Here is a 21,700-nt window from a genome sequence, read left to right as displayed (position 1 = left end):
CGGGATACGACGGCGCTAAAGTGTCCCCGTGGTGAGTGCGCGGAGCATGATCGTTCAGCCGAACACACAGGTTGCAGTTGATCTTTGTATAAAAGATACGATGTTCTGTTCTTTTTAAGACAAGACCTGTGTGGTCGAGGGTTCAATACACTTGCGTGCTAATAAGTTGTCTTTATCATCAGCGCCAGTTTTCGATCCGCACTATAACCCGTTTGGGTTAAACCTGAATGGGTGAATTGACGCATCATTAGTTACAGTAGAAACTCATTATTCTACAATCAGATTTCCGAAGCGATAGACAAGGCGTTTGTTGAAATCAACGGTGCTAGCCTTGCCTGCGCTACGTTTGTTAGTTTTCCGCGTAACATCATGAGGTTAACTCTGATATACCCCATGCGGGTTAAATGTGCTGAAGTGTGATCCTTACATATGTGCAATTAAAGAGAAAGATCGCTAATGCTTATATTATATCCTGCGCTCTTATACCCAATTCGGGTGAAACTTACGTTTCTATATTGACTCTCCTTTAGTTGCGATCAAGACTCATGTCTTGCTGCAGGGAATTATATTTATTTGAGCCTGCATCCTGGCGAGTAAAAACAATAATACCGACTGACGGAGTTCCAATGAAAAACAAGAATATGTCTTCATCCTTGCTAACAATGATGGCAGCGAGCGCGCTGCTGTTTTCTGCTTCCACTTTCGCCTACAACCCACCACCGACCGAGCCAGAGCCAACACCGGTACCGGGTGAACCGGGCGAGGGCTTCGAGCGCGGACCTGACCCGAGCGTTTCTCTCCTTGAGTCGGCGCGCGGACCTTACTCGGTAAGCACTAGCCGTGTATCCAGCCTGGTCAGCGGATTTGGCGGAGGCACCATCCATTATCCGCAGGGTACCACCGGCACGATGGCGGCCATTGTTGTCATCCCGGGCTTTGTCTCTGCGGAGTCTTCTATCGCGTGGTGGGGGCCCAAGCTGGCTTCACACGGTTTCGTGGTCATGACTATCGATACCAACAGTGGCTACGATCAGCCACGCAGCCGCGCCACTCAGATCAACAGTGCGCTGGACTATCTCGTCGCAGAGAATTCTTCCTACAACAGTCCGGTCCGCAACATGATCGATACTGACCGTCTCGGTGTTGTTGGCTGGTCGATGGGCGGTGGCGGTGCCTTGCGAGTTGCTTCTGAAGGTCGTATCAAGGCGGTCATTCCATTGGCGCCGTATGACACGATCAGTTTCCGCAATGTGGGCGCGCCTGCGCTGATAGTTGCCTGTGAGTCAGATACCGTGGCACCGGTGAGAAGCCATGCGTCGCCATTCTATGGTCAGATTCCTGCCAGCACCGATAAGGCATTCGTCGAAATCAACGGTGGGAGCCACTATTGTGGCAACGGCGGTGGTCAGTATGACGATGTGTTGAGCCGTTTCGGGGTCTCCTGGATGAAGCTGCATCTGGATCAGGATCAGCGCTACAATCAGTTCCTGTGTGGACCTGACCATGAATCGGACCGCGACATTTCCGAGTATCGCGGAAACTGCCCTTACTGAGTAAACGGCAGTTGCTGAAAAGCTCCGGTCCCTGTTGGGGCCGGAGCTTTTTTTGTTGTAGCGCCTGGCGGTTATCCAGGCCAGGGTTTCTGGAACAATCGACGGGCGAACAGGAGGCGAACGTGAGCTATGCCGTAAACGAGGTAACCGACAGGGCCTTTCTGGACCAGGCCGTGCAACTGGCTGTTGAATCCATCGAAAACGGTGGGGGACCCTTTGGTGCACTGGTGGTCCGCGGCGGCGAGGTTGTGGCCCGGGCCGCCAATCGGGTTACGCTGGACTGCGATCCTACCGCCCACGCCGAGGTATTGGCCATACGTATGGCCGCCAGAGATCTGGCCACCCCGCACCTTCCGGATACCATCCTGTATGCCAGCTGCGAGCCTTGCCCCATGTGCCTAGCCGCCGCCCATTGGGCACGTATTCCGCGAATCGTGTTTGCTGCATCCCAGGAGACTGCAAACCGTGCCGGCTTCGCCGACGGCAACATTGCCGAACAGCTATACGGCCAGGTCCACCCGGTGCGGATAAGGGAGCTGGGATTGAGCCAGATCGACATTGAAGGATCCGGCGCGCCGTTCCTGGCCTGGCTGGTGAAGCACGACCGTCAGCCATACTGACGGTCAACCCGCCGCGGATGCACCACACTGACACGCTTGATGACGGGAGGCCCTGTTGTTCAGGCTTGCCGTGATACCGGTGCTTCGCTGATATGTTCGTCATGCTCTTTTTCTGGATCTGTCGCTTCAGGCCCTGTATCGGTGGCTTCCTCGAACTCGGTGTAGCGCGGATCCAGCTCGGCCAGGCCCAGTGACGCTTCCGGCGAGAGGGTAATGAAATGCTGTTGATCAGCGACGGCAGGGTGCTTGCGGCTGGGGCCGAAAAGCATAAACAGGATCAGACCGCTGAGCACCAGCGCATTGCTGACAAACAGTCCACGCGGCCCCAGCAGCTCCATGAACAGCGCGCTGAGCGGCGCGCCGATGCAACTGCCGACCCCGTAACTGAGCAGGAGCGCGGTGCTGGTGGCGGTGATCTGATGACTTTCCATCAGGTCATTGGTGATCGCCACCGCAATGGGATAGAGCGTGGCGGTGATGCCCATGTACAGGCCGACAAAGATCACCAGCAGCACCATGCTGAAGTCGCCAATCAGCGCGGCGACCAGGCTGCACACGGCCGCCACGCAGGAGGCGACCAGCATGACCTGATAGCGGTCATAGCGGTCGCACAGGCGGCCGACCGGCCAGGCCAGCACCATTGCCGCTATGATCGCGGCGGCCATGAAGTTGGAGAGCTGACCCACGTCCAGCCCGATGCCGTTGGCGAACACCGGTCCCATCGCATAGAAGGCGCTGATCAGCAGCCCCGCGACCAGCGCACCCAGAGCGCCCTGGGGCGAAGCCGTGTAGAGCTTGCGCAGGGACATCCGCTCGCCCTGGGTAATGGTGGGCGACAGCTGCCGGGTGAGCGATAGCGGCACCAGCGCCAGCGCGATCAGGATGGCTGCCAGGGAGAAGGGAATGAATCCAACCGGATCACTGACGCGGATAAGCACCTGTCCGCCAGCGGTGGAGAGGAAGAACACCAACTGGTATACCGCAAACAGGGTGGCGCGGTTGCGATTGTCGGCTTTGCTGCTGAACCAGCTCTCCATCACGATCATCAGCCCGGCCATCACAAAACCGCCCAGGGCGCGCAACAATCCCCACAGTGCTGCCTCCACGGCCATCGGGTAAATCAGGATTGATGCCGCCAGCACCGCGGCGAACACGGCAAAGGCGCGGATGTGGCCTACCTTCTCGATAATGCGCCCTGCCCACAGTGTGCCGGCAACAAAGCCGAAGGAATAGAGCACCAGAATCCAGCCGATCAGTCCGGCGCTGAACTCCTCGATACTCAGGCGTAGGCCGAGGAGGGTCATCAAAAAGGCGTTACCACTGATCAGGAGAATGATGCTGATAATCAGCGATGAGAGGGTCAGTGCGGTTCTGGGCATTGGGTCTCCGGTAGTGCAGTCAGATAATGGAGAAATCTGCAGGAATGCGTTTGTCAGCTGCCTCTGACATATGAAAAGCGCAGCCGTTCCCTGGTCAGGATAGCAAAGCCGGAATTACCGGAATGAACGCTCCAGCCGGTCGCGAAAAATCGCTACAGAACACCCGGCAGCCAGGTCACCAAACCCGGCCATAGCGCGACTATTGCCAGCATCAGGATCTGGATGGCTATGAACGGCAGGACGCCGCGATAGATCGCTGAGGTCGGCACCTCGGGCGGCGTGACACCGCGCAGATAGAACAGCGCGAAGCCGAAGGGCGGCGTCAGAAAGGAGGTCTGCAGGTTGAGTGCGATCATCACCCCCAGCCAGATCGGATCGATACCCATCATCAGCAGGACCGGACCGACGATCGGGACCACAACAAAGGTGATCTCGATAAAGTCGAGTATGAAGCCAAGCAGGAAGATCACCAGCATCACCAGCACGGTGGCGGTAAAGGCGCCACCAGGCAGTTGCTGGAACAGACCATGAATCATGTCCTCGCCGCCGAAACCACGGAATACCAGGGAAAAGATCGAGGCCCCGATCAGGATCATGAACACCATCGCGCTGATTTCAGTCGTTGCCCGGCTGACCTCGCGCAGCCGCGCAATAGACAACTGACCATTCGCCAGTGCCAGCAGCATCGCGCCGATAGCGCCGACTGCCGCGGCTTCGGTCGGTGTGGCGATGCCGGCGAGAATCGATCCGAGCACGGCAGCGATCAGCAACAGTGGAGGGAGCAGGCTGGTGAGCAGGCCGATGATGCTGACCTGGCCGCGTTCCTCGAGCGGTAGCGCCGGCATTTTCTTCGGTTGCCAGAGCGCCACACCGATCAGATATAGCAGATACAGGCCGACCAGCAGCAGCCCCGGCAATAACGATCCGATGAACAGATCGCCGACCGTGACCGTTTTCGGCGAGAAGATGCCCATGCGCAACTGCGCCTGTTGATAGGCGTTGGAGAGGACGTCGCCGAGCAGCACGAGGATGATCGACGGCGGGATGATCTGCCCCAGCGTGCCGGTGGCGGCCAGGGTGCCGGTGGCCAGCGCGGGGTCATAACCGCGGCGCAACATGGTCGGGAGCGCCAGCAGCCCGAGGGTGACGACAGTGGCGCCGACGATACCGGTGCTGGCGGCCAACAACGCGCCAACCAGCAACACGGAAAACGCCAGACCACCGCGCAAACCGCCGAACAGTTGCGACATCGACTCCAGCAATTTCTCCGCCACCCTGGATTTTTCCAGCATCACGCCCATGAACACGAACAGCGGCACCGCCAGCAGGGTCTGGTTGTTCATTGTGCCGAACAGCCGGCTGGGCAGCGCGCCAAAAAAACTGGGATCGAACACGCCCATCAGGGCGCCGACGCCCGCAAACAGCAAGGATATGCCGCCCAGCGTGAATGCGACGGAATAGCCGAGCATCAGCGCCAGGCATAAGCAGATGAACAACGCGATAGCCATGAACTCAGCCATTACAGATGCTCCCCGTGGCGGCTGGGCAGATGGCTGGGCAGGGCGCCGGTGAGCACGCACAGCGTCTTGATGATCTGGGCTACAGCCTGCAGCAGCAGGGTGGCAACCAACAGCAAAATGATGCTTTTCTGCAGATAGACCCAGGGCAGACCGCCGGCATCCGCCGAGCGTTCGCTGCGGACCCAGGATGCTGCGACATAGTCCCAGCAATTCCAGGCCAGAAACAGGCACACTGGCAAAAGGAAGAAGAGTCCGCCGGTGAGATCGACCAGGGCCTGGCGCTTTGCTGACATCCGCCGAAAGAAGATATCGACCCGCACATGCGCGTCACGCTGCAGGGCCCAGGCCGCGGCACCCATGAAAACCAGCGCATGGGCGTAGAGAACCAGCTCCTGCATCGCCGTGGCACCAATCCCGAAAACATAACGCAGCAGTACGACTGCGCCGGTCAGCAGCACCATCAGCAAGGTGAGCCAAGCCAGCACACGACCGAGCCAGGCGGTCATTTTGTCGATCCGGCTTGAAAGGGTCAGGGCGTACGAAGCGGTGCTTCCGGGCATTGAGCAATCCAGCGTCAGGCAGAAAGTTGATGGGCGGCGGAGCGGGTGAACAGGCCACGATGGCTTGCCGGCGGCGCTAGCGTAGCACAGGTTGCGCGCCGCCTTGAGGTGCCGGGGAATGCGTATTTTTGCGCTGCAAAGCGGCGTTTACTTCATATGCATATTTCCATATATTCGCGATACCATATTTAAGTGCCGCGCACCTGTCCGGCTCGCACGTCAACAGACGGTAATCAGATGACCCATACACTCACACCGATCAGCGTGTTCAAATGCCTGGCAGACGAAACCAGGGCAAGGATGACCTTGCTTATCGCGCGGCAGTCCGAGCTATGCGTATGCGAGCTCACCGCTGCTCTGGATGAGAGTCAGCCGAAAATTTCCCGTCACCTCGCCCAGCTGCGCGGGTGCGGATTGCTCGAGGACGAGCGTCGCGGCCAGTGGGTGTACTACCGGCTACATCCGGATCTGCCTGCCTGGGTGACGGAGATGCTGGCGCTGGTGCTGAAGGCGAATGCTGACTGGTTGCAGGGCAATGTCGAGCGGGTGGAGCGTGCTTGCGCTGCTGCAGGGAACGTAGCGCTCTGTGCGCCAATAAAGGCGTAGGTAAACCGGTCCGGCGTTTCGGGCTGACAACGATGAGGAGTGAGCGATGACCATCAAGGTAGGTATCAATGGATTTGGCCGTATTGGCCGCCTCGCTTTACGCGCTGCGTGGGACTGGCCGGAGCTGGAATTCGTGCAGATCAACGATCCGGCCGGCGATGCGGCTACCCACGCGCACCTGCTCAACTTCGATTCGGTGCATGGTCGTTGGACCCACGAGGCCACCAGTGAGGGCGATAACATCCTGATCGCGGGCAAGCGCCTGCAGCTCACCGCGAACAAGGCCATAGCCGACACCGACTGGTCCGCCTGCGACCTGGTGATCGAAGCCAGCGGTAAAATGAAGACCGTGGCTGTTCTGCAAGGCTACCTTGATCAGGGCGTGAAGCGGGTCGTGGTCAGTGCGCCGGTGAAGGAGGCAGGTGCGCTTAACGTGGTGATCGGAGTCAATGAGCAGTTATTTGATCCGGCGCTGCACCGCATTGTGACGGCGGCGTCATGCACGACCAACTGCCTGGCTCCGGTGGTCAAGGTGATCCATGAAACCCTGGGGATCCGGCACGGCTCCATTACCACTATCCATGACCTGACCAACACCCAGAGTATTCTTGATCAGCCGCACAAGGACCTGCGCCGGGCGCGGGCCTGCGGCATGAGTCTGATCCCGACCAGCACCGGGTCTGCGACGGCAATCGCCGAGATCTTTCCGGACCTGAAAGGGCGGCTCAACGGTCACGCCGTCAGGGTTCCGCTGGCCAATGCCTCGCTGACCGATTGTGTGTTCGAGGTTGAGCGCGAAACGACCGTGGAAGAGGTCAATCAGCTGTTCCAGGCAGCGGCGGCGGGGCCGTTGGCCGGCATTCTGGGCTACGAAGAGCGCCCGCTGGTATCGATCGATTACCGTACCGATCCGCGTTCATCGATCATCGATGCGTTATCGACCATGGTGATAAACGGTACCCAGGTGAAGATTTATGCCTGGTATGACAACGAGTGGGGTTATGCCAACCGCACGGTAGAACTGGCCCGGCTGGTCGGACAGGCGATCTGAGCGGAGCGATTGCATGAAAGGGCTGGCAGCACTGCCGTTGGAAATCCGTCAGTACCTGCTGGTGACCGGCAACTACTGGGCGTTCACGCTGACTGATGGCGCGTTGCGCATGCTGGTGGTGTTGCACTTTTATACCCTCGGCTACTCGCCGCTGGAAATTGCCGCGCTGTTTCTGTTCTACGAAATCTTCGGGGTGGTGACCAATCTGGTTGGGGGCTATCTCGGCGCCCGAGTAGGCCTCAATCGTACGATGAATATCGGTCTGGCACTGCAGGTCGTCGCGCTGCTGATACTCACGGTGCCTGCCGCCTGGTTGACGGTGCCGCTGGTGATGGGAGCGCAGGCACTGTCGGGCATCGCCAAGGATCTGAACAAGATGTCGGCCAAAAGCTCGATCAAGCTTCTGGTGCCGAACACCCGGCAGGGCACGCTGTACAAGTGGGTCGCCATACTTACTGGCTCGAAGAATGCGCTCAAGGGCGTGGGATTTTTCCTTGGCGGCGTGCTCCTGGCGACACTGGGATTCAGAGGCGCAATGTTACTGATGGCGGCCGTGCTCGCCGTGGTGTGGATGTGCAGTCTGGTCTTCCTGAAGAAGGATCTGGGCAAGGCCAGCGCGACACCCAGGTTCCGCGATGTGCTATCCAAGAGTCGGGCGATCAATGTCCTCTCTGCGGCGCGCATGTTCCTGTTCGGCGCCCGTGATGTCTGGTTCGTGATTGCCCTGCCGGTTTATCTCAGCGCCGTATTCGGCTGGGACTTCTGGCTGGTGGGCGGCTTCATGGCGAGCTGGGTGATCGGCTATGGCATTGTGCAGTCAGTGGCCCCCTCAATCACTCGCACGAGCAACGGCCGCGTTCCGGATGGCCGCGCGGCGTTGATCTGGGCGCTGCTGCTGGCAGGTTTGCCTGCCGGGATCGCGCTGGGCCTCGCCGCGGGCTACCCGCCCCAGCTCGTGCTGGTCGGGGGTCTGCTGTTGTTCGGGGTATTGTTTGCGGTCAACTCGTCGTTGCACAGCTATCTGATCGTGAGCTATGCGAAGGAGGACGGGGTGTCACTGGATGTCGGCTTCTACTATATGTCAAACGCCATGGGCCGATTGATCGGCACATTGCTGTCGGGCTGGGTATACCAGGCCTACGGCCTGGAAGCCTGTCTCTGGGTGTCGAGCCTGTTCATCGCTATCGCGGCGGTCTTTTCGTTGGCGCTGCCGCGCCATGGGGAAACCGTTGGGCCCTGAATTCAGGCGCTGCTTCCCACCGGGCAGAAGCCGGTCAGGACGGTATGACCCGCGTCCGGCCCCGATCATCGATCGCGACGAACACGAAGATCGCTTCAGTCACCTTGCGGCTGCCGTCATGGGCGAGATCTTCACTCCAGACCTCGACCAGCATCTTCACTGAGCTGCGCCCGACTTCCAGCACATGGGAGTGAAAGGCCAACTGAGCGCCAACAGGCACCGGAACCATGAAACCCATGCGGTCGATGGCGACGGTCGCCACGCGGCCCCGGGCAAGACGCGATGCAGTGCTGGTACCGGCTACATCCATCTGGGATACCAGCCAGCCGCCATAAATATCACCGAAACTGTTGCTGTCGCGCGGCAACGCGGTGATCTTCAGTGCCAACTCCCCCGTTGGCACCGGGTCCTTGTCTATTTCGTGCATGGGATACCCGAAAGGTCTGTTGTAATTGTTTTATGCCCGGATGCAATGAATCTATTGACATTCTCCGTGCGGCGCTATGGTAAGGGATTGTGCGCTGCGTCTCAATGCTTGTCTCCCGCGCAGTCCCCCGCACTAGAGGCGCTGCATCGGGGAGCGCAGCGCACCCGGACGCAGTTGCTGTCCTGTTCAATCTGGTCGTGTTCGCGACTGTCACACAATTGTCCCATTCCCGCAGTACGGTTGACCTCTAGCGGTTGTATAGCCGGAGGTCGTGGCTGCTGGAATACCGGCCTTTGCGGCCGCCCCCAAGGAGACAGGCGTGATGAAAGACGGCAAAGAAGCCTTTGGTCAGCACATATCCAGCCGGTTCAACGAAGAACTGGAAGAAATCCGCACGCAGTTGCTGGAGATGGGCGGGCTGGTCGAGAAGCAGGTGACTGATGCGATTACTGCGCTGATCGAAGGAGACAGCACGCTGGGTGAGCAGGTGCGTGCTGGCGACGACGTGGTAAACCAGATGGAACGCAGGATCGATGGCGAGTGCATGCGCATTCTCGCGCGCCGTCATCCGGCGGCCAGCGACCTGCGACTGATAATGTGCATCACCAAGGTTGTCGTCGATCTGGAACGCATTGGCGACGAGGCCTCGAAAATCGCCAAGCGTGCCTTGTTGCTGGTTGATCAGGGCCAGTCACCCCAGGGCTATGTCGAATGCCGGCATATTGGTAATCACGTTCGGCAGATGGTGCAAGGCGCCCTGAGCGCCTTTGCCCGGCTGGATATTGATCTGGCGTTTCAGGTCGCCCGTGAAGACAAGCTGGTGGACAGGGAGTACAAGAGCGCGATGCGTGAAATGGTGACTTACATGATGGAAGACCCACGGTCCATCAGCTGCGTCCTGAGCATTCTCTGGGTGCTGCGCTCGCTCGAGCGTATTGGCGACCACGCGCGCAACGTGGCGGAACAGGTGATATTCCTGGTCAAGGGCACCGACGTCCGCTACATCGGGCTGGAGCGCCTGAAAGAGGAACTGAAAAAGGATTAGGCGGCCTACTTCGCGCGTATTGGGCATAGACGCGGCGACTCCGTTTGGGTATGTTTCGGGACACAAAAGCGAACTGTATCCCTGCCGGCCAGGAGAACCATGTGACGCTTGTGATTCATATCCTGCAACGCTATCGGAGTTACCATGGAGATCACTTCCTACAGCATGAACTGGCACTATCCGACCGCAATTCGGGTGGGGGCGGGGCGCGTTCGCGAACTGGGCAAGGCCTGTAAACAACTGGGCATGAAGGCGCCACTACTGGTCACCGATCCCGGTCTGGCGGCTATGCCCATGGTGGCGGAGGCCTTGCAGAATTGCCGCGACGCCGGTTTGCAGGTGGGTATTTTCAGCGCGATCAAGGGCAACCCCACCGGCGGCAATGTGACCGATGGTGTAGCTGCATTGAAGGCTGGCGGGCACGACGGCGTGATTGCCTTCGGCGGCGGCTCAGCGATCGATGCGGCCAAGGCCGTGGCATTGATTGCGCATCAGAGCTGCAGTCTGTGGGAAGCGGGTCCGGCAACCATCGATGCGAGCAGGATGCTGCCCGTCGTTGCAGTGCCCACCACCGCCGGAACCGGCTCGGAAGTCGGCCAGGCGGTGGTTATTACCGATGATGAGAACCATCTCAAGCGTCCGATCTTTCACCTCAAGATGGTCCCGGGCATTGTTATTCTCGATCCCGAGCTGACTGTCGGACTGCCGCCCAAGCTCACCGCGGCGACCGGTATGGATGCGCTGGCGCACAACCTCGAGGCCTACTGCACTCCGGTATACCATCCGATAGCCGAGGGTATCGCCCTGGAAGGCATGCGCCTGATCAAGGAATACCTGCCGCGCGCCACGGCGGACGGCAAGGACATTGAAGCGCGCCAGCACATGCTGGTCGCCTCAAGCATGGGCGCCAGCGCATTCCAGCGCGGGCTGGGCGCGATTCATGCCGTTTCACACACCCTGGGTGCCCTTTACGACGCCCACCATGGTCTGCTCAATGCGGTCATGATGCCTTACGTGATGATGGCCAACCGCGAGGCCATCGAGCCCGAGATGGCGCGTCTGGCGCGTTATCTTGATCTGCCCAGGCCAGGCTTCGAAGGCGTACTAGAGTGGGTACTTGAACTGCGCACCGAGCTCGGGATACCCCATACACTGGCCGAGATCGGTATCGACGACGCGCGGGCGGAAACTGTCGGTGAGATGTCCGCCCGGGATGTGACCGCGCGCACCAACGCGGTGAAAATGGACGCCGCTGGTTATCAACAGCTGTTTCTCAATGCACTTAACGGGGTGCTTTGAGCAAAAGGGCCGGCTTCACGCTGTGGTTTGGGGGCCGTCTGCGCTAAGCTAGGCGGGTAACCAGGCGAAGAGAAAAGAGATGGCTAAAGTGTCGGCCCTGGTGGTGGATGATGCTCCCTTCATTCGCGACCTGGTAAAAAAAGCATTACGCAGCCAGTTTCCCGGTATGCAGATCGAAGAAGCGGTGAATGGTCGCAAGGCGCAGCAGACCCTGAGTCGTGCGGCATTCGACCTGATTCTCTGTGACTGGGAAATGCCGGAGATGAGCGGGCTTGAGTTGCTGCAGTGGTTCCGCGGCCAGCCGGGATCGGAAAAGACCCCTTTCATCATGGTCACCAGTCGCGGCGACAAGGAAAATGTCATCGAGGCGATCCAGGCCGGTGTCAGCGACTTTATCGGCAAGCCGTTTACCAACGAACAGTTGGCGGTCAAGGTGAAGAAGGCGCTGCACCGCAGCGGCAAGCTGCAGTTGCTGCAAGGTCGTCAGGCGCCCTCCAGTGGCGGTACTGCGCAGGATTCGGTCGCCAATCTGATGGGCGGCAAGTCCGAAGCCAAGGCCGCAACGACTGCGCCTGCGGCCACTGCATCCATAGCCCCGGTGGCGGCCCCGGTTATCGAGCCCGCGATCAGTGAAAGCGGAGCAACCGAGTCCGATGTCACTGACGATCAGGGACGACCGGTCACGCAGCATGTGCGCGGGCAAGCGCAGCTGCGTCTGGCCGGTGGGCAGTTCGCCTGCGTGGTCAAGACGCTGAGCCTGCGTGATGCTCTGGTGGTTGTCCGCCGCGGCGAGCACATGCCACAGGTATTCGAGAGCGGGGTGCTCGATCTGGAGCAGGATTCGGACAAGAGCGTGGCGCGTATCAATGCCTATGTGCACGCCGTGGCGTCAATGGAACCGACGATGGATTGCGAATGGCTGAAGGTCACGCTGAAGTTTGTCGATCAGGATCCGCAGAAGCTCGACTACCTTTCCCGTCTGATTGCCTCGGGCAGTGCCCAGCGCCACTATTCGCCCAGCGCTTGAGCTTCGCATTGCGCCAGCACTGCAACAGGCCGGCTACGCCAGTCTGTTGGGCTGGAAATGACAGGTGAATATGCTGCCCTGGCCGACCGTGCTGCTGATATCCAGCCGACCATTGTGACGCAGCAGCACGTGCTTGACGATGGCCAGCCCGAGCCCGGTGCCGCCGGTATTGGTGCTGCGGCTGGAGTCGACACGATAGAAGCGCTCGGTCAGGCGGCTGATATGCTGGGCAGCGATACCGGCACCATTGTCGCTGACGCTGACATGGGCGCCGCCATCATCACGCCAGCAACGCACACAGATCTCGCCACCATCAGGCGTGTATTTCACGGCATTGAAAACCAGGTTGGAAAAGGCGCTGCGCAGCTCTTCGTGGGCGCCGCGCAGGCATACGCCCGGCTCCGCTTCAAGACGGATCTGATGATAGCGTTCGGCTGAGAGTGCCCTGGCATCCTGGGTTACCGATTGCAGCATCTGGCTGACATCGACCGGGTTCTGCTCGATCAGTCCGTTGTCGTTTTCCAGTCGGGCCAGCATCAACAGATCATTCAGCAGATTCTGCATGCGCCTGGCCTGCTGCTGCATCTGTTGCAGCGCCCGCTTCCAGCGCGGGTTGACCGGCTCTTCGGAGTCCTGCAGCGTTTCCAGATAACCGACAATGACGGTAAGCGGTGTGCGCAGTTCATGGGAGACGTTGGCGACGAAGTCCTTGCGCATCTGTTCGAGGTTGTGCAGTCGGGTAGTGTCCCTTACCACCAGCAGACGTTCGCCCTGGCCATAATGGGTAATCGTGTATTGCAGGTGTGCATTGGGATTCAAGTGGGAAGCAATGTCCAGCGGTTCGCGAAAGGTATTGGCTTCGAAATATTCGACAAAACGCGGGTCGCGCAGCAGATTGGTTACATGCTGACCACTGTCGTCGGGAGCGCGCAAACCCAGTAGCCGTTCTGCAGCATGGTTCCACCACTCCAGCCGACCCTTGGCGTCGACCATGACCACGGCGTCGCTGAGCGCTGCGGTGGACGCCTGGATCCGGTCGATCACCAGTTGCTGCTTGGCACGCATGCGGCTGTCGCGGCGTTGTATATGGTAGATGCTGTCGAAGATGTCGCCCCACACACCGCGGGTGTCTGGCGGCGGGTCGTTCTGATGGTTGCTCAGCCATTGCTGCAAACGCGCCATCTGGCGCAGATGCCAGGCCAGATACAGGCTCAGTCCGCCGACCAGGGCCCAGGCCAGCTGACCGACCAGCAGACCTGCCAGCGCGCAGGCCAGCAGTAGCCAGAACAGCCCCTTGAATACGCTACCCAGCGAATATGTGCGCAAACCTGCTTCCTCCCATCTCAGCCAATTGAGCTACCGCGAGGCGCGGTTGGCAACCAGCCGCCAGAATACAGGAGTCAGCCCTTGGTCGAAAAACGGTAACCGGTCCCGCGGACCGTTTGCACCAGATATTCGTAATCCTCCCCCAGGGCCTTGCGCAGTCGGCGGATATGTACATCGACTGTGCGCTCCTCGACATATACGTTGCCGCCCCAGACCTGGTCGAGCAACTGGCTCCGGGTGTATACGCGCTCCTGGTGGGTCATGAAGAACTGCAGCAGGCGGTACTCGGTCGGACCCATCTCGGCCGGTTTGTCATCGATGGTAACCCGATGGCTGGCCGGGTCCAGATGCAGGCCGTCGACTTCCAGCGGTGCGTCGCTGTCGGCCGGGCCGGCGCGGCGCAGCACGGCCTTGAGCCGGGCTACCAGTTCACGGGGGGAAAAGGGCTTGGTGATGTAATCATCGGCACCGACTTCCAGACCCTGGATCTTGTTATCTTCCTCACCCTTGGCCGTCAGCATGATGATCGGAATATCGGCGGTCAGCTCGTTACGCTTGAGCCGTCTGGCCAGCTCGATACCCGTAGTGCCCGGAAGCATCCAGTCGAGCAGGATCAGGTCTGGCTGCCGATCGATGATGCTCGCGTGCGCCTGGTGGGTATTCTCTGCTTCGACACAATCGTATCCGGCCATTTCCAGCGCGACCGCGATCATTTCGCGGATCGGTGCTTCGTCGTCGACTATCAGTATGGTCTTGCCTGCCATGGATCACCATCCGTTGCTGATTCTCAGATGCAACGATTAGATAACATTTTTGTTGCAGTTGTGTGACCAGGCAATGACGAGTCAATGAATAGGCCTGGTGCCTCAGCTCAGCATGGTGTCGAGTGCCAGGCCGATGAACACGATCATACCCGCCCAGTGATTGGACAGAAACGCGCGCAGGCAGGCATCTGGCGCCCGGTCGCGTATCAACCATTGCTGCCAGACAAAACCACCGAGCATGCCCAGCAGGCCCAGGTGGAAGTACAGGCCCAGGTCAAAGCGGGCGCCGGCCACCAGCAGGCACAACAGGGTAAGACCCTGCAGGATGCCGATGATTGCCCGGTCCGCCTCGCCGAACAGGATGGCGGTGGATTTAACGCCAATCTGCAGATCGTCCTCCCGGTCGCACATCGCATACTCGGTGTCGTAGGCCACTGTCCAGATCAGGTTGGCGAGATAGAGCAGCCAGAGGATCGGCGGCAATTTTCCGGTCTGGGCGGCAAAAGCCATCGGAATGGCCCAGGAGAACGCGGCGCCCAGGACCAGCTGGGGATAAAAGGTGAAGCGTTTGCAGAACGGGTAGAGTGCGGCCAGCGCGAGGCCGCCGAACGCCAGCAGCACCGTCTGGCGGTTGGTCAGCAGCACCAGAAATCCGCAAATCGCCACCAGTATGCCGAAGGTGATCAGCGCCTCGCGCGCGCTGATCCTGCCAGTTGCCAGCGGGCGGGCCCGGGTGCGGCTGACGTGGCCGTCGATATTGCGGTCGGCATAGTCGTTGATAACGCAGCCGGCTGCGCGCATCAGGAACACGCCGAGTACGAAGATCACCAGCACTCTTATATCCGGAAAACCATTGGCGGCAAGCCAGAGCGCCCACAGGGTCGGCCAGAGCAGCAGCCAGGTGCCGATGGGGCGGTCAAGGCGCATCAGCTGGACGAAGTCCGGTCCACGGGGATGGAGGCGGGCCGCCGTTTTCATTAGCAAAGATGACACAAGATGTTTCCTCCGAGGGCGGACAGATTCAGGCTGGTGGCCAGCCTGGCAGGAATACTTCGCAGACCAGCAGGCGCAGGTCCGCGTCACGGAACAGGGACCGTCTGGCCCAGCAGTCATCGCCGCGCAGCCCTGGCGGCAGTCGGGAGGCCGGGTAGCGGCTGATTTCTATCGTGCCGCGGCGGATCTGCGGTTTGCCGAACAGGAGCTCGCCCAAACTGCGTGTACCCAGCTCCCGCAGCTCCAGCGTTGATCGCCCCAGCGCAGCCAGTGGCGCTACGCTGCGCGCGAAGACCCGGGCCGCGCCACCGGTATGCAGCAGGACCTCGCGCGCCCAGACCGGCTCGCCGCTGCGCAAGCCCAGAGCCGACGCCTCGTCGGGCCTGGCCTGTTCACTGCGCTGAGACAACACCTCGACGGCAAAGTCGTGATCTCCGGCAGCGTCCAGGCGTGCTGTCAGCGACCCCTGATCGCACAGCCAGTCCAGCAGCGGTTCGGGTGGTGGCGCGGGGTGTAATGGGGCAGCGTACCAGTCAGGCAGGGTCACGGCAGGCATCGTCGCAGAGCAGTTGATCGGAGGCGCAAGGTTAGCATGAAAGCGCGCTGGCTCGCTGCAGGGGGTACCTTGGCGCGCCGCAGCAATTGCGGTAGTGTCCCCTTAACCCTTCAAACCCCCTCTCTCAGGATAACTGCATGAAGAAGTGGCAATGTGTTGTATGTGGTTTCATCTATGACGAAGCCGAAGGTTGGCCAGACGAGGACATCGCCCCCGGTACTCGCTGGGAAGATGTGCCGGCCGACTGGCAGTGCCCCGACTGTGGCGTCGGGAAAGAAGATTTTGAAATGATCGAGATGGGCTGAACCCCGGAAAAGGAGTTTTGACGTGCCTGATAGTGGACCGTTGCTGATAGTAGGGACCGGTCTGGCCGGTTATAACCTGGCCAGGGAGTTTCGCAAGCTCGATAGCCAGCGGGAACTGATTATGGTCACTGCTGACGACGGCCGGTCCTACTCCAAACCATTGCTGTCGACCGGCTTTGCCAAGGGCAAGCAGGCCGACGAGCTGGCGATGCAGGATGCTGCAACCATGGCCGGGCAACTTGATGCGCGGATACTCACGCATAGCCAGGTGCGGGAGATAGACCCGCAGGCGCGCAAGCTGCTGATGCACGAGGGTGAGCTGAGCTATGGCGATTTGGTTCTGGCCTGCGGCGCACATGCGCGGCCCCTGCCACTGTCTGGGGATATGCACGAGCGGGTGCTGTCGATCAACGATCTGAACGACTATGCACAGTTTCGCCACACCCTGGAGGGACGCAAACGTGTGGCCATTATTGGCGCTGGGCTGATTGGCAGCGAGTTTGCCAATGATCTGGCACTGGGCGGCCTGGAGGTGCAGGTCATTGCTCCTGATGACCAGCTGATGCCGGGATTGATTCCCGCCCAGGTGGCGGGACCGGTGCAGGCGGCGCTGGAAGAGCTCGGTGTGCGCTTTCATCTGGGCCGGTCAGTCGCCGCCGTGCACCAGGCCGGCGACGCTTTGAGTCTTGAGCTGGACGATGGCAGCCGGCTGGAAGCTGATCAGGTGCTTTCCGCGATCGGCTTGCTTGCCAATACCGCGCTGGCCAGCGACGCGGGCCTGCTCTGCGGTCGTGGCATTCAGGTCGACCGCTTCCTGCGCACCTCGGATCCCCATATTTATGCCCTGGGCGACTGCGCCGAAGTGACGGGCATGCAGCTGATGTACGTGATGCCGCTTATGGCCGGTGCCCGTGCGTTGGCGAAAACGCTGTCGGGTCAGCCTACCGAAGTCAGCTATCCGGTGATGCCGGTGATGGTCAAGACGCCGGCCTGCCCCCTAGTGGTGTCGCCGCCCGTGACCACCTCCGAAGGCCTGTGGACTGTCGAGGGCGAGGGTCAGGATATACGCGCACTGTTCCACGACGCTAAAGGCACGCTTCATGGCTATGCGCTGACCGGAGCGGTGGTGAGCGAAAAACTGCAGCTGAACCGTCAGTTGCCGGCCTGGCTAGGCTGACAGATCGGGCAATTTGGCGGGCCATATTGCCTTTTGTCGGGAAATCGGTGAAACACCGCACAGGCCGCGGCCTATACGACTGGCACATCATGCCAAGTCATGCGATGCTGGCCGCGCAGTAGACGCCCTGCCAGCCAGCTCTGGTCGGCGTGGCAACCGTTGCGAGGATGCAGCGGTAAAAAACAAAAACAACATGACGAGGCTTCATATGCGTAAACCGGATCTCGCTGCAGCTATCGCTGACAAGGCTGACCTGACCAAAGACCAGGCAAACCGAGTACTCAACGCTGTTCTTGACGAAATCACCCAAGCCCTTAGCCGCAAAGACACCGTCACCTTGGTAGGCTTTGGTACTTTCCTGCAACGCCATCGCGGCGCCCGTACCGGCAAGAACCCGCAAACCGGTGCTCCTGTCGATATCAAGGCCAGTAACACCGTTTCCTTCAAGCCAGGCAAGAGCCTGAAAGAATCGATCAACTGATATACCCGGTACGCAGGCTGCCCACACGCCACAAGCATGGCGGCCTGCGCTACTCCCCCTCGGTCATTCCGGTTAGCACACCCCGGTTAGCACCAACTCCTGTTACCGCCTGCTCAAATACCAACCGGCAATGCCGGAACCCCTCGGCACTCAGCCATGCTGATACTGCGTAACCAGCGTTCGTAATGCCTCCCGCGCGTCCAGGACCTTATGAACAGCCGTCGACGCCTTTTCCTCGCTCAGCTGCAGGCGGGCGAGCAGCGACTCGGGTATGGGCATGGGTGCGCTTTCACCGATACCCTGCTCCTGTAGCAGTGCCTGGGCGAGATATACCAGGTTGGCATACACGTGATCCTCGCCGGCGTAATGGGCGTCATGTTGATAGCGTATAGCGGTCGATATTTCCGTGGGCATGTCCCAGAAACGCATCAGCCAGCTGCCGATCTGATCGCGGGTGACGCCCAGCAGATGCTGATCGATCAAGTGCGGTTGCACGTGCGGGTTGGCCTCCTGGTGGCGGCAGATGGCATTGAAGTAGGGCGGGAAAATATACGCCAGCACCAGGTAACCGAAGTTGTGCAGCAGGCCAGCGAGATAGTTCAGCCCCAGCTCCGGGCGCAGCGCACGGGGCATGGCCTTGGCCAGACCCTCGATTACAGCCGCAGTATAGATAGCCTGCTCCCAGTAGCCGGTTGCACCTTCCGGCGCGTCCTTGGGCAGTGCAAAAGTCTTGCCTAGCGCCAACCCGACCGCCAGGTTGATAACCAGATCGAACCCGAGCACACGGCCAATGGCGTCCTCTACCGAGCGGATCTTGCCCGGTGCTGCATAAAAGGGTGACGATGCCCAGCTGACAACTTGCGCAGCCAGGCTGGGATCGGTCTCTACCAGATCTGCCAGTTCGACGATGCCGGCTTCGGGATTGCTGCGCAATCGCATGATCTTTTGCGCCGTTGCCGGCAGCGGTGGTATCTCAATGGTCTCTTCCAGCCGCTGGCGCATGCGCAGTGCAGTAAAATTGCTGACCGCGCGGCTCAGGTCCTGTCCGTCCTGTGCCAGATCGTCGGACAGGCTGCCGAGACCGTCCAGCGGCACCGCAAAATGCGCTGCGCTGGCTTTGGCCAGCAGCAAGTGCGCGGATTTCTGCTCGAGCTCGAGGCTCCAGCCGCTGAGTCCGCTGTCCAGCCAGAGGCTTGGCTGCGTCAGCAGGCTCTGCTCGACTACACAGGGTGAACTGAACAATACCGGGATGCCTGGCAACTGGTTGAGCTGATGCTTGGCGAGTATCCGCTGCAGCTGGACCCCCCGCACCGGCTCGAGCTCGCGACCGAGCAACGCACCGACTTTTTTCAGATCCAGCAGATGATCCCGGGGAAACAGCGCTAGTACAGTGCCGATGCTGTCACACAGGAGGCATGCCTGGACCTCCTGGTTGCCGGGAATATCCTGGGGTGTCGGCCGCAACTGATATTCGATGGCCTGTTGTTGCAGTAGCTTCTCGATCAGATGCGGGAGGCTCGCACTGGCTTCCGCGGACGCAGCAGGGGTCTTCATCGGCAAGTTCCTTTATGTTCAGAGTCCAGAGAGGCGAACCGCTGTGGCATCTCGGTGGACTCGAGTCGTCTTTTTGCGCTTGCGCGATATTAGCACGGCGGCGTCGGGGCTGCCCCGCACGAGCCGTGCACCGGTTCACACCCGCGCGAATTGCTGACCGGCGGCTAGCCAGCGATCGATCAGCGGCTGGCAAAGCTGCGGATACCGCTGCTGCATCAGGCCGGCGGCTTGCTGCACCCGCGGCAACAGATCCGCATCGCGCAGCAAGTCGGCAACGCGAAACTGCACCACACCAGTCTGTCGGGTACCCAGCACCTCGCCGGGGCCGCGCAGCTGCAGGTCTTTTTCCGCTATGACAAAACCGTCTGTGCTTTCGCGCATGATACCCAGGCGCTCACGCCCGAGATGTGACAGCGGGGCCTGATAGAGCAGCACGCAGTGGCTGGCCGTGCTGCCACGTCCGACCCGGCCGCGCAGCTGATGCAACTGTGCCAGGCCGAGCCGTTCGGGGTTCTCGATCACCATCAGGCTCGCATTGGGGACATCCACACCCACCTCGATTACCGTGGTGGCGACCAGCAGATGCAGGTCGCCGCCCTTGAATGCAGCCATGATTTCGGCTTTTTCCGCCGGCTTCATGCGGCCGTGAATCAGCCCGATGGACAGGCCAGGCAGGCTCTCGCAGAGTAGTTGCCAGGTACCCTCGGCGGCCTGGGCCTGCAGTTGTTCGGACTCCTCGATCAAGGTGCAAACCCAGTACGCCTGCCGGCCCTCCGCGCAGCCCATGCGCACGCGCTCGATCACCTCCTCGCGGCGACTGTCGGACACCAGCACCGTATTCACTGGCGTGCGGCCGGGCGGCAGCTCATCGAGCACCGAGGTGTCCAGGTCGGCATAGGCGCTCATCGCCAGCGTTCGCGGTATCGGCGTGGCAGTCATTATCAGTTGGTGGGGCGAGAACCGGCCGGCAGCGCCCTTGTCGCGCAGAGCCAGCCGCTGCTGTACCCCGAAGCGGTGCTGTTCGTCGATGATCGCCAGCCCCAGGTTGTAAAACTGCACCTCGCCCTGGAACAGCGCGTGGGTGCCCACCACCATGGCCGCATCGCCGGTGGCAATCATCTGCAGCTGGTTCTGGCGAGTCTTGCCCTTGAGTTTGCCGGCCAGCCAGGCCACCGAAATACCCAGTGGCGCCAGCCAGGCGCTGAAGTTGTTGAAATGCTGCTCGGCAAGTATCTCGGTGGGGGCCATCAGCGCCACCTGCCAGCCAGCCTCCAGTGCCTGCAGCGCGGCCATTGCGGCTACCACAGTTTTACCTGAGCCAACATCGCCCTGTATCAGACGCAGCATGGGTTGGCGCTGCTGCAAATCCTGGGCAATCTCCTCGCCCACGCGCTGTTGCGCGCCAGTCAGGCCAAACCCCAGGCGTGCCAGAAACAGCCCCGGCAGCTCCTTCGCTGGCGGCATCGCTGGCGCTTCATGGCGGCGAATCTGCGCGCGCAGGCGCAGCATGGCCAGTTGATGGGCAAGCAGTTCCTCGAAGGCGAGGCGGTGCTGGGCCCAATGTCGGCCGTCTTGCAGGGCTTCCAGGTCAACTGAGGGCGGCGGGCGATGCAGTGTGTGGATAGCGTCACGTAGAGAGCCCAACTGGTACTCGTCGAGCACCTCTGGTGGCAGCAGCTCGGTCAGGCTATTGCCCTGATCGAGCCAGGCCAGCGCGGCTTTGCTCAGGCTGCGCAGGCGTTGCTGCGACAGCCCCTCGGTGCTCGGGTATATCGGCGTCAGCGTCTCGGTGACCGGCAGCGTGCTGGCCGCATCCAGGTTTTGCAGCTCGGGATGGTAGATCTCCAGGCCCGACGCGCCGGGCCGTACCTCGCCATAACAGCGCCAGTGACTGCCCCGTTCCAGGCTTGCCTTCAAGGCGCCGGAAAAGTAGTAGAAGCGCAGGCTCAGACCGCCGGTTCCGTCATGCAGCCGGCACAGCAGGCTCTTGCGCCGGCCCATGACCACATCGGTACCCTGCACGGTACCTTCCACCACCGCATCCATGCCGGGGCGCAGGGCGCCAATCGGGGTCACGCGGGTGCGGTCCTGATAGCGCAATGGCAGATGGAACAGCACATCCTGAACCGAGTTCAGCCCCAGCTTGGCGAGTTTCTCCGCTAGCGCCGGGCCGACACCCTTGAATACCGTCAGTGCGGTTTTCTCGGGCATGTTCAG

At 60.6% G+C, this 21,700-nt stretch carries 21 protein-coding genes; 11 read left to right on the top strand and 10 right to left on the bottom strand.

Translation table 11 applies throughout. The annotated features are described in order from the left end of the window. Positions 1 to 626 precede the first annotated feature (626 nt). Together ABYA88_RS00990 and ABYA88_RS00985 are read left to right on the top strand one after the other, a co-directional pair. Positions 627 to 1,553, top strand: coding sequence for an alpha/beta hydrolase family protein (locus tag ABYA88_RS00990; protein WP_373184602.1), 927 nt, complete (start codon positions 627 to 629; stop codon positions 1,551 to 1,553). 122 nt (positions 1,554 to 1,675) lie between these two features. Continuing rightward, entirely contained in the window at positions 1,676 to 2,173 is a 498-nt protein-coding gene (locus tag ABYA88_RS00985) for a nucleoside deaminase (protein ID WP_373184600.1), read from the top strand. A gap of 59 nt (positions 2,174 to 2,232) precedes the next feature. Here the strand turns inward: ABYA88_RS00985 and ABYA88_RS00980 are convergent, their stop codons facing one another. From ABYA88_RS00980 to ABYA88_RS00970, 3 genes are all read right to left on the bottom strand, one after another. Beyond that, positions 2,233 to 3,552 carry an MFS transporter gene (locus ABYA88_RS00980; RefSeq protein WP_373184598.1) on the bottom strand — a complete coding sequence of 440 codons (1,320 nt, stop codon included), beginning with the start codon at positions 3,550 to 3,552 and terminating at the stop codon, positions 2,233 to 2,235. Between the two features lie 152 nt (positions 3,553 to 3,704). Beyond that, positions 3,705 to 5,072 (bottom strand): TRAP transporter large permease subunit, encoded by a 1,368-nt coding sequence (locus ABYA88_RS00975; protein WP_373184596.1) that lies wholly within the window; start codon positions 5,070 to 5,072, stop codon positions 3,705 to 3,707. Then, complete coding sequence (locus tag ABYA88_RS00970; RefSeq protein ID WP_373184594.1) at positions 5,072 to 5,578, bottom strand: TRAP transporter small permease subunit; 507 nt, start codon at positions 5,576 to 5,578, stop codon at positions 5,072 to 5,074. The genes ABYA88_RS00975 and ABYA88_RS00970 overlap by 1 nt, the downstream gene beginning before the upstream one ends. Positions 5,579 to 5,869: 291 nt before the next feature. On the opposite strand from ABYA88_RS00970, the gene ABYA88_RS00965 reads away from it, so the two are divergent. Genes ABYA88_RS00965 through arsJ form a run of 3 tightly spaced genes read left to right on the top strand, consistent with a single transcriptional unit; the run spans position 5,870 to position 8,529 of the window. Beyond that, positions 5,870 to 6,238 carry a metalloregulator ArsR/SmtB family transcription factor gene (locus ABYA88_RS00965; protein ID WP_373184592.1) on the top strand — a complete coding sequence of 123 codons (369 nt, stop codon included), beginning with the start codon at positions 5,870 to 5,872 and terminating at the stop codon, positions 6,236 to 6,238. A 46-nt stretch (positions 6,239 to 6,284) separates the two neighbouring features. Then, on the top strand, positions 6,285 to 7,289 hold the full coding sequence (locus tag ABYA88_RS00960) for an ArsJ-associated glyceraldehyde-3-phosphate dehydrogenase (RefSeq protein ID WP_373184590.1): 1,005 nt from the start codon (positions 6,285 to 6,287) through the stop codon (positions 7,287 to 7,289). Between the two features lie 13 nt (positions 7,290 to 7,302). Further along, the gene (gene arsJ / locus ABYA88_RS00955) at positions 7,303 to 8,529 is read left to right on the top strand and encodes an organoarsenical effux MFS transporter ArsJ (RefSeq protein ID WP_373184588.1); all 1,227 of its coding nucleotides are present in this window, start codon (positions 7,303 to 7,305) and stop codon (positions 8,527 to 8,529) included. Positions 8,530 to 8,563: 34 nt separating this feature from the next. Here the strand turns inward: arsJ and ABYA88_RS00950 are convergent, their stop codons facing one another. Next, positions 8,564 to 8,956 carry an acyl-CoA thioesterase gene (locus ABYA88_RS00950; RefSeq protein WP_373184586.1) on the bottom strand — a complete coding sequence of 131 codons (393 nt, stop codon included), beginning with the start codon at positions 8,954 to 8,956 and terminating at the stop codon, positions 8,564 to 8,566. Positions 8,957 to 9,278: 322 nt separating this feature from the next. On the opposite strand from ABYA88_RS00950, the gene phoU reads away from it, so the two are divergent. The 3 genes from phoU to ABYA88_RS00935 all read left to right on the top strand — a co-directional run bounded on the left by phoU (position 9,279) and on the right by ABYA88_RS00935 (position 12,327). After that, positions 9,279 to 10,001, top strand: coding sequence for a phosphate signaling complex protein PhoU (gene phoU, locus ABYA88_RS00945; RefSeq protein ID WP_373184584.1), 723 nt, complete (start codon positions 9,279 to 9,281; stop codon positions 9,999 to 10,001). 144 nt (positions 10,002 to 10,145) lie between these two features. Further along, positions 10,146 to 11,300 carry an iron-containing alcohol dehydrogenase gene (locus tag ABYA88_RS00940; protein WP_373184582.1) on the top strand — a complete coding sequence of 385 codons (1,155 nt, stop codon included), beginning with the start codon at positions 10,146 to 10,148 and terminating at the stop codon, positions 11,298 to 11,300. Between the two features lie 79 nt (positions 11,301 to 11,379). Continuing rightward, positions 11,380 to 12,327: a response regulator gene (locus tag ABYA88_RS00935; protein WP_373184580.1), complete on the top strand. Its 948-nt coding sequence runs from the start codon at positions 11,380 to 11,382 to the stop codon at positions 12,325 to 12,327. A 33-nt stretch (positions 12,328 to 12,360) separates the two neighbouring features. On the opposite strand, the gene phoR is transcribed toward ABYA88_RS00935, so the two are convergent. From phoR to ABYA88_RS00915, 4 genes are all read right to left on the bottom strand, one after another. Continuing rightward, positions 12,361 to 13,653, bottom strand: a complete 1,293-nt coding sequence (gene phoR, locus ABYA88_RS00930; protein ID WP_373184579.1) for a phosphate regulon sensor histidine kinase PhoR — start codon at positions 13,651 to 13,653, stop codon at positions 12,361 to 12,363. 74 nt (positions 13,654 to 13,727) lie between these two features. Then, the gene (gene phoB, locus ABYA88_RS00925; protein ID WP_373184577.1) at positions 13,728 to 14,417 is read right to left on the bottom strand and encodes a phosphate regulon transcriptional regulator PhoB; all 690 of its coding nucleotides are present in this window, start codon (positions 14,415 to 14,417) and stop codon (positions 13,728 to 13,730) included. Positions 14,418 to 14,519: 102 nt separating this feature from the next. Then, on the bottom strand, positions 14,520 to 15,395 hold the full coding sequence (gene ubiA, locus ABYA88_RS00920) for a 4-hydroxybenzoate octaprenyltransferase (RefSeq protein WP_373184643.1): 876 nt from the start codon (positions 15,393 to 15,395) through the stop codon (positions 14,520 to 14,522). A 43-nt stretch (positions 15,396 to 15,438) separates the two neighbouring features. Then, positions 15,439 to 15,966 carry a chorismate lyase gene (locus ABYA88_RS00915; RefSeq protein WP_373184575.1) on the bottom strand — a complete coding sequence of 176 codons (528 nt, stop codon included), beginning with the start codon at positions 15,964 to 15,966 and terminating at the stop codon, positions 15,439 to 15,441. A 137-nt stretch (positions 15,967 to 16,103) separates the two neighbouring features. On the opposite strand from ABYA88_RS00915, the gene ABYA88_RS00910 reads away from it, so the two are divergent. The 3 genes from ABYA88_RS00910 (at position 16,104) to ABYA88_RS00900 (ending at position 17,929) form a co-directional block, all read left to right on the top strand. Further along, positions 16,104 to 16,271 (top strand): rubredoxin, encoded by a 168-nt coding sequence (locus tag ABYA88_RS00910; protein WP_373184573.1) that lies wholly within the window; start codon positions 16,104 to 16,106, stop codon positions 16,269 to 16,271. A 22-nt stretch (positions 16,272 to 16,293) separates the two neighbouring features. Continuing rightward, the gene (locus tag ABYA88_RS00905; protein WP_373184571.1) at positions 16,294 to 17,448 is read left to right on the top strand and encodes an NAD(P)/FAD-dependent oxidoreductase; all 1,155 of its coding nucleotides are present in this window, start codon (positions 16,294 to 16,296) and stop codon (positions 17,446 to 17,448) included. A 208-nt stretch (positions 17,449 to 17,656) separates the two neighbouring features. Next, positions 17,657 to 17,929 (top strand): HU family DNA-binding protein, encoded by a 273-nt coding sequence (locus tag ABYA88_RS00900; RefSeq protein WP_150276516.1) that lies wholly within the window; start codon positions 17,657 to 17,659, stop codon positions 17,927 to 17,929. A 150-nt stretch (positions 17,930 to 18,079) separates the two neighbouring features. Here ABYA88_RS00900 and ABYA88_RS00895 read toward each other — a convergent pair whose 3' ends face one another. Both ABYA88_RS00895 and recG read right to left on the bottom strand, forming a co-directional pair. Continuing rightward, positions 18,080 to 19,483, bottom strand: coding sequence for an aminoacyl-tRNA deacylase and HDOD domain-containing protein (locus ABYA88_RS00895; protein ID WP_373184569.1), 1,404 nt, complete (start codon positions 19,481 to 19,483; stop codon positions 18,080 to 18,082). Positions 19,484 to 19,618: 135 nt separating this feature from the next. Beyond that, positions 19,619 to 21,700 carry an ATP-dependent DNA helicase RecG gene (recG, locus tag ABYA88_RS00890; protein ID WP_373184641.1) on the bottom strand — a complete coding sequence of 694 codons (2,082 nt, stop codon included), beginning with the start codon at positions 21,698 to 21,700 and terminating at the stop codon, positions 19,619 to 19,621.

Origin of the sequence: Halopseudomonas sp., assembly GCF_041579695.1 — a bacterium.
GTDB lineage: Bacteria > Pseudomonadota > Gammaproteobacteria > Pseudomonadales > Pseudomonadaceae > Halopseudomonas.
The sequence above is the reverse complement of the archived record's forward strand: the minus strand, read 5'-3'. Positions and strand labels throughout refer to the sequence as shown.

Excerpts from the sequence above, each read along its gene's own strand:
- ABYA88_RS00990 (WP_373184602.1), top strand. The coding sequence starts at position 627 with ATGAAAAACAAGAATATGTCTTCATCCTTGCTAACAATGATGGCAGCG.
- ABYA88_RS00980 (WP_373184598.1), bottom strand. The coding sequence starts at position 3,552 with ATGCCCAGAACCGCACTGACCCTCTCATCGCTGATTATCAGCATCATT.
- ABYA88_RS00975 (WP_373184596.1), bottom strand. The coding sequence starts at position 5,072 with ATGGCTGAGTTCATGGCTATCGCGTTGTTCATCTGCTTATGCCTGGCG.
- ABYA88_RS00970 (WP_373184594.1), bottom strand. The coding sequence starts at position 5,578 with ATGACCGCCTGGCTCGGTCGTGTGCTGGCTTGGCTCACCTTGCTGATG.
- ABYA88_RS00965 (WP_373184592.1), top strand. The coding sequence starts at position 5,870 with ATGACCCATACACTCACACCGATCAGCGTGTTCAAATGCCTGGCAGAC.
- ABYA88_RS00960 (WP_373184590.1), top strand. The coding sequence starts at position 6,285 with ATGACCATCAAGGTAGGTATCAATGGATTTGGCCGTATTGGCCGCCTC.
- arsJ (WP_373184588.1), top strand. The coding sequence starts at position 7,303 with ATGAAAGGGCTGGCAGCACTGCCGTTGGAAATCCGTCAGTACCTGCTG.
- ABYA88_RS00950 (WP_373184586.1), bottom strand. The coding sequence starts at position 8,956 with ATGCACGAAATAGACAAGGACCCGGTGCCAACGGGGGAGTTGGCACTG.
- phoU (WP_373184584.1), top strand. The coding sequence starts at position 9,279 with ATGAAAGACGGCAAAGAAGCCTTTGGTCAGCACATATCCAGCCGGTTC.
- ABYA88_RS00940 (WP_373184582.1), top strand. The coding sequence starts at position 10,146 with ATGGAGATCACTTCCTACAGCATGAACTGGCACTATCCGACCGCAATT.
- ABYA88_RS00935 (WP_373184580.1), top strand. The coding sequence starts at position 11,380 with ATGGCTAAAGTGTCGGCCCTGGTGGTGGATGATGCTCCCTTCATTCGC.
- phoB (WP_373184577.1), bottom strand. The coding sequence starts at position 14,417 with ATGGCAGGCAAGACCATACTGATAGTCGACGACGAAGCACCGATCCGC.
- ubiA (WP_373184643.1), bottom strand. The coding sequence starts at position 15,395 with ATGAAAACGGCGGCCCGCCTCCATCCCCGTGGACCGGACTTCGTCCAG.
- ABYA88_RS00915 (WP_373184575.1), bottom strand. The coding sequence starts at position 15,966 with ATGCCTGCCGTGACCCTGCCTGACTGGTACGCTGCCCCATTACACCCC.
- ABYA88_RS00910 (WP_373184573.1), top strand. The coding sequence starts at position 16,104 with ATGAAGAAGTGGCAATGTGTTGTATGTGGTTTCATCTATGACGAAGCC.
- ABYA88_RS00900 (WP_150276516.1), top strand. The coding sequence starts at position 17,657 with ATGCGTAAACCGGATCTCGCTGCAGCTATCGCTGACAAGGCTGACCTG.
- ABYA88_RS00895 (WP_373184569.1), bottom strand. The coding sequence starts at position 19,483 with ATGAAGACCCCTGCTGCGTCCGCGGAAGCCAGTGCGAGCCTCCCGCAT.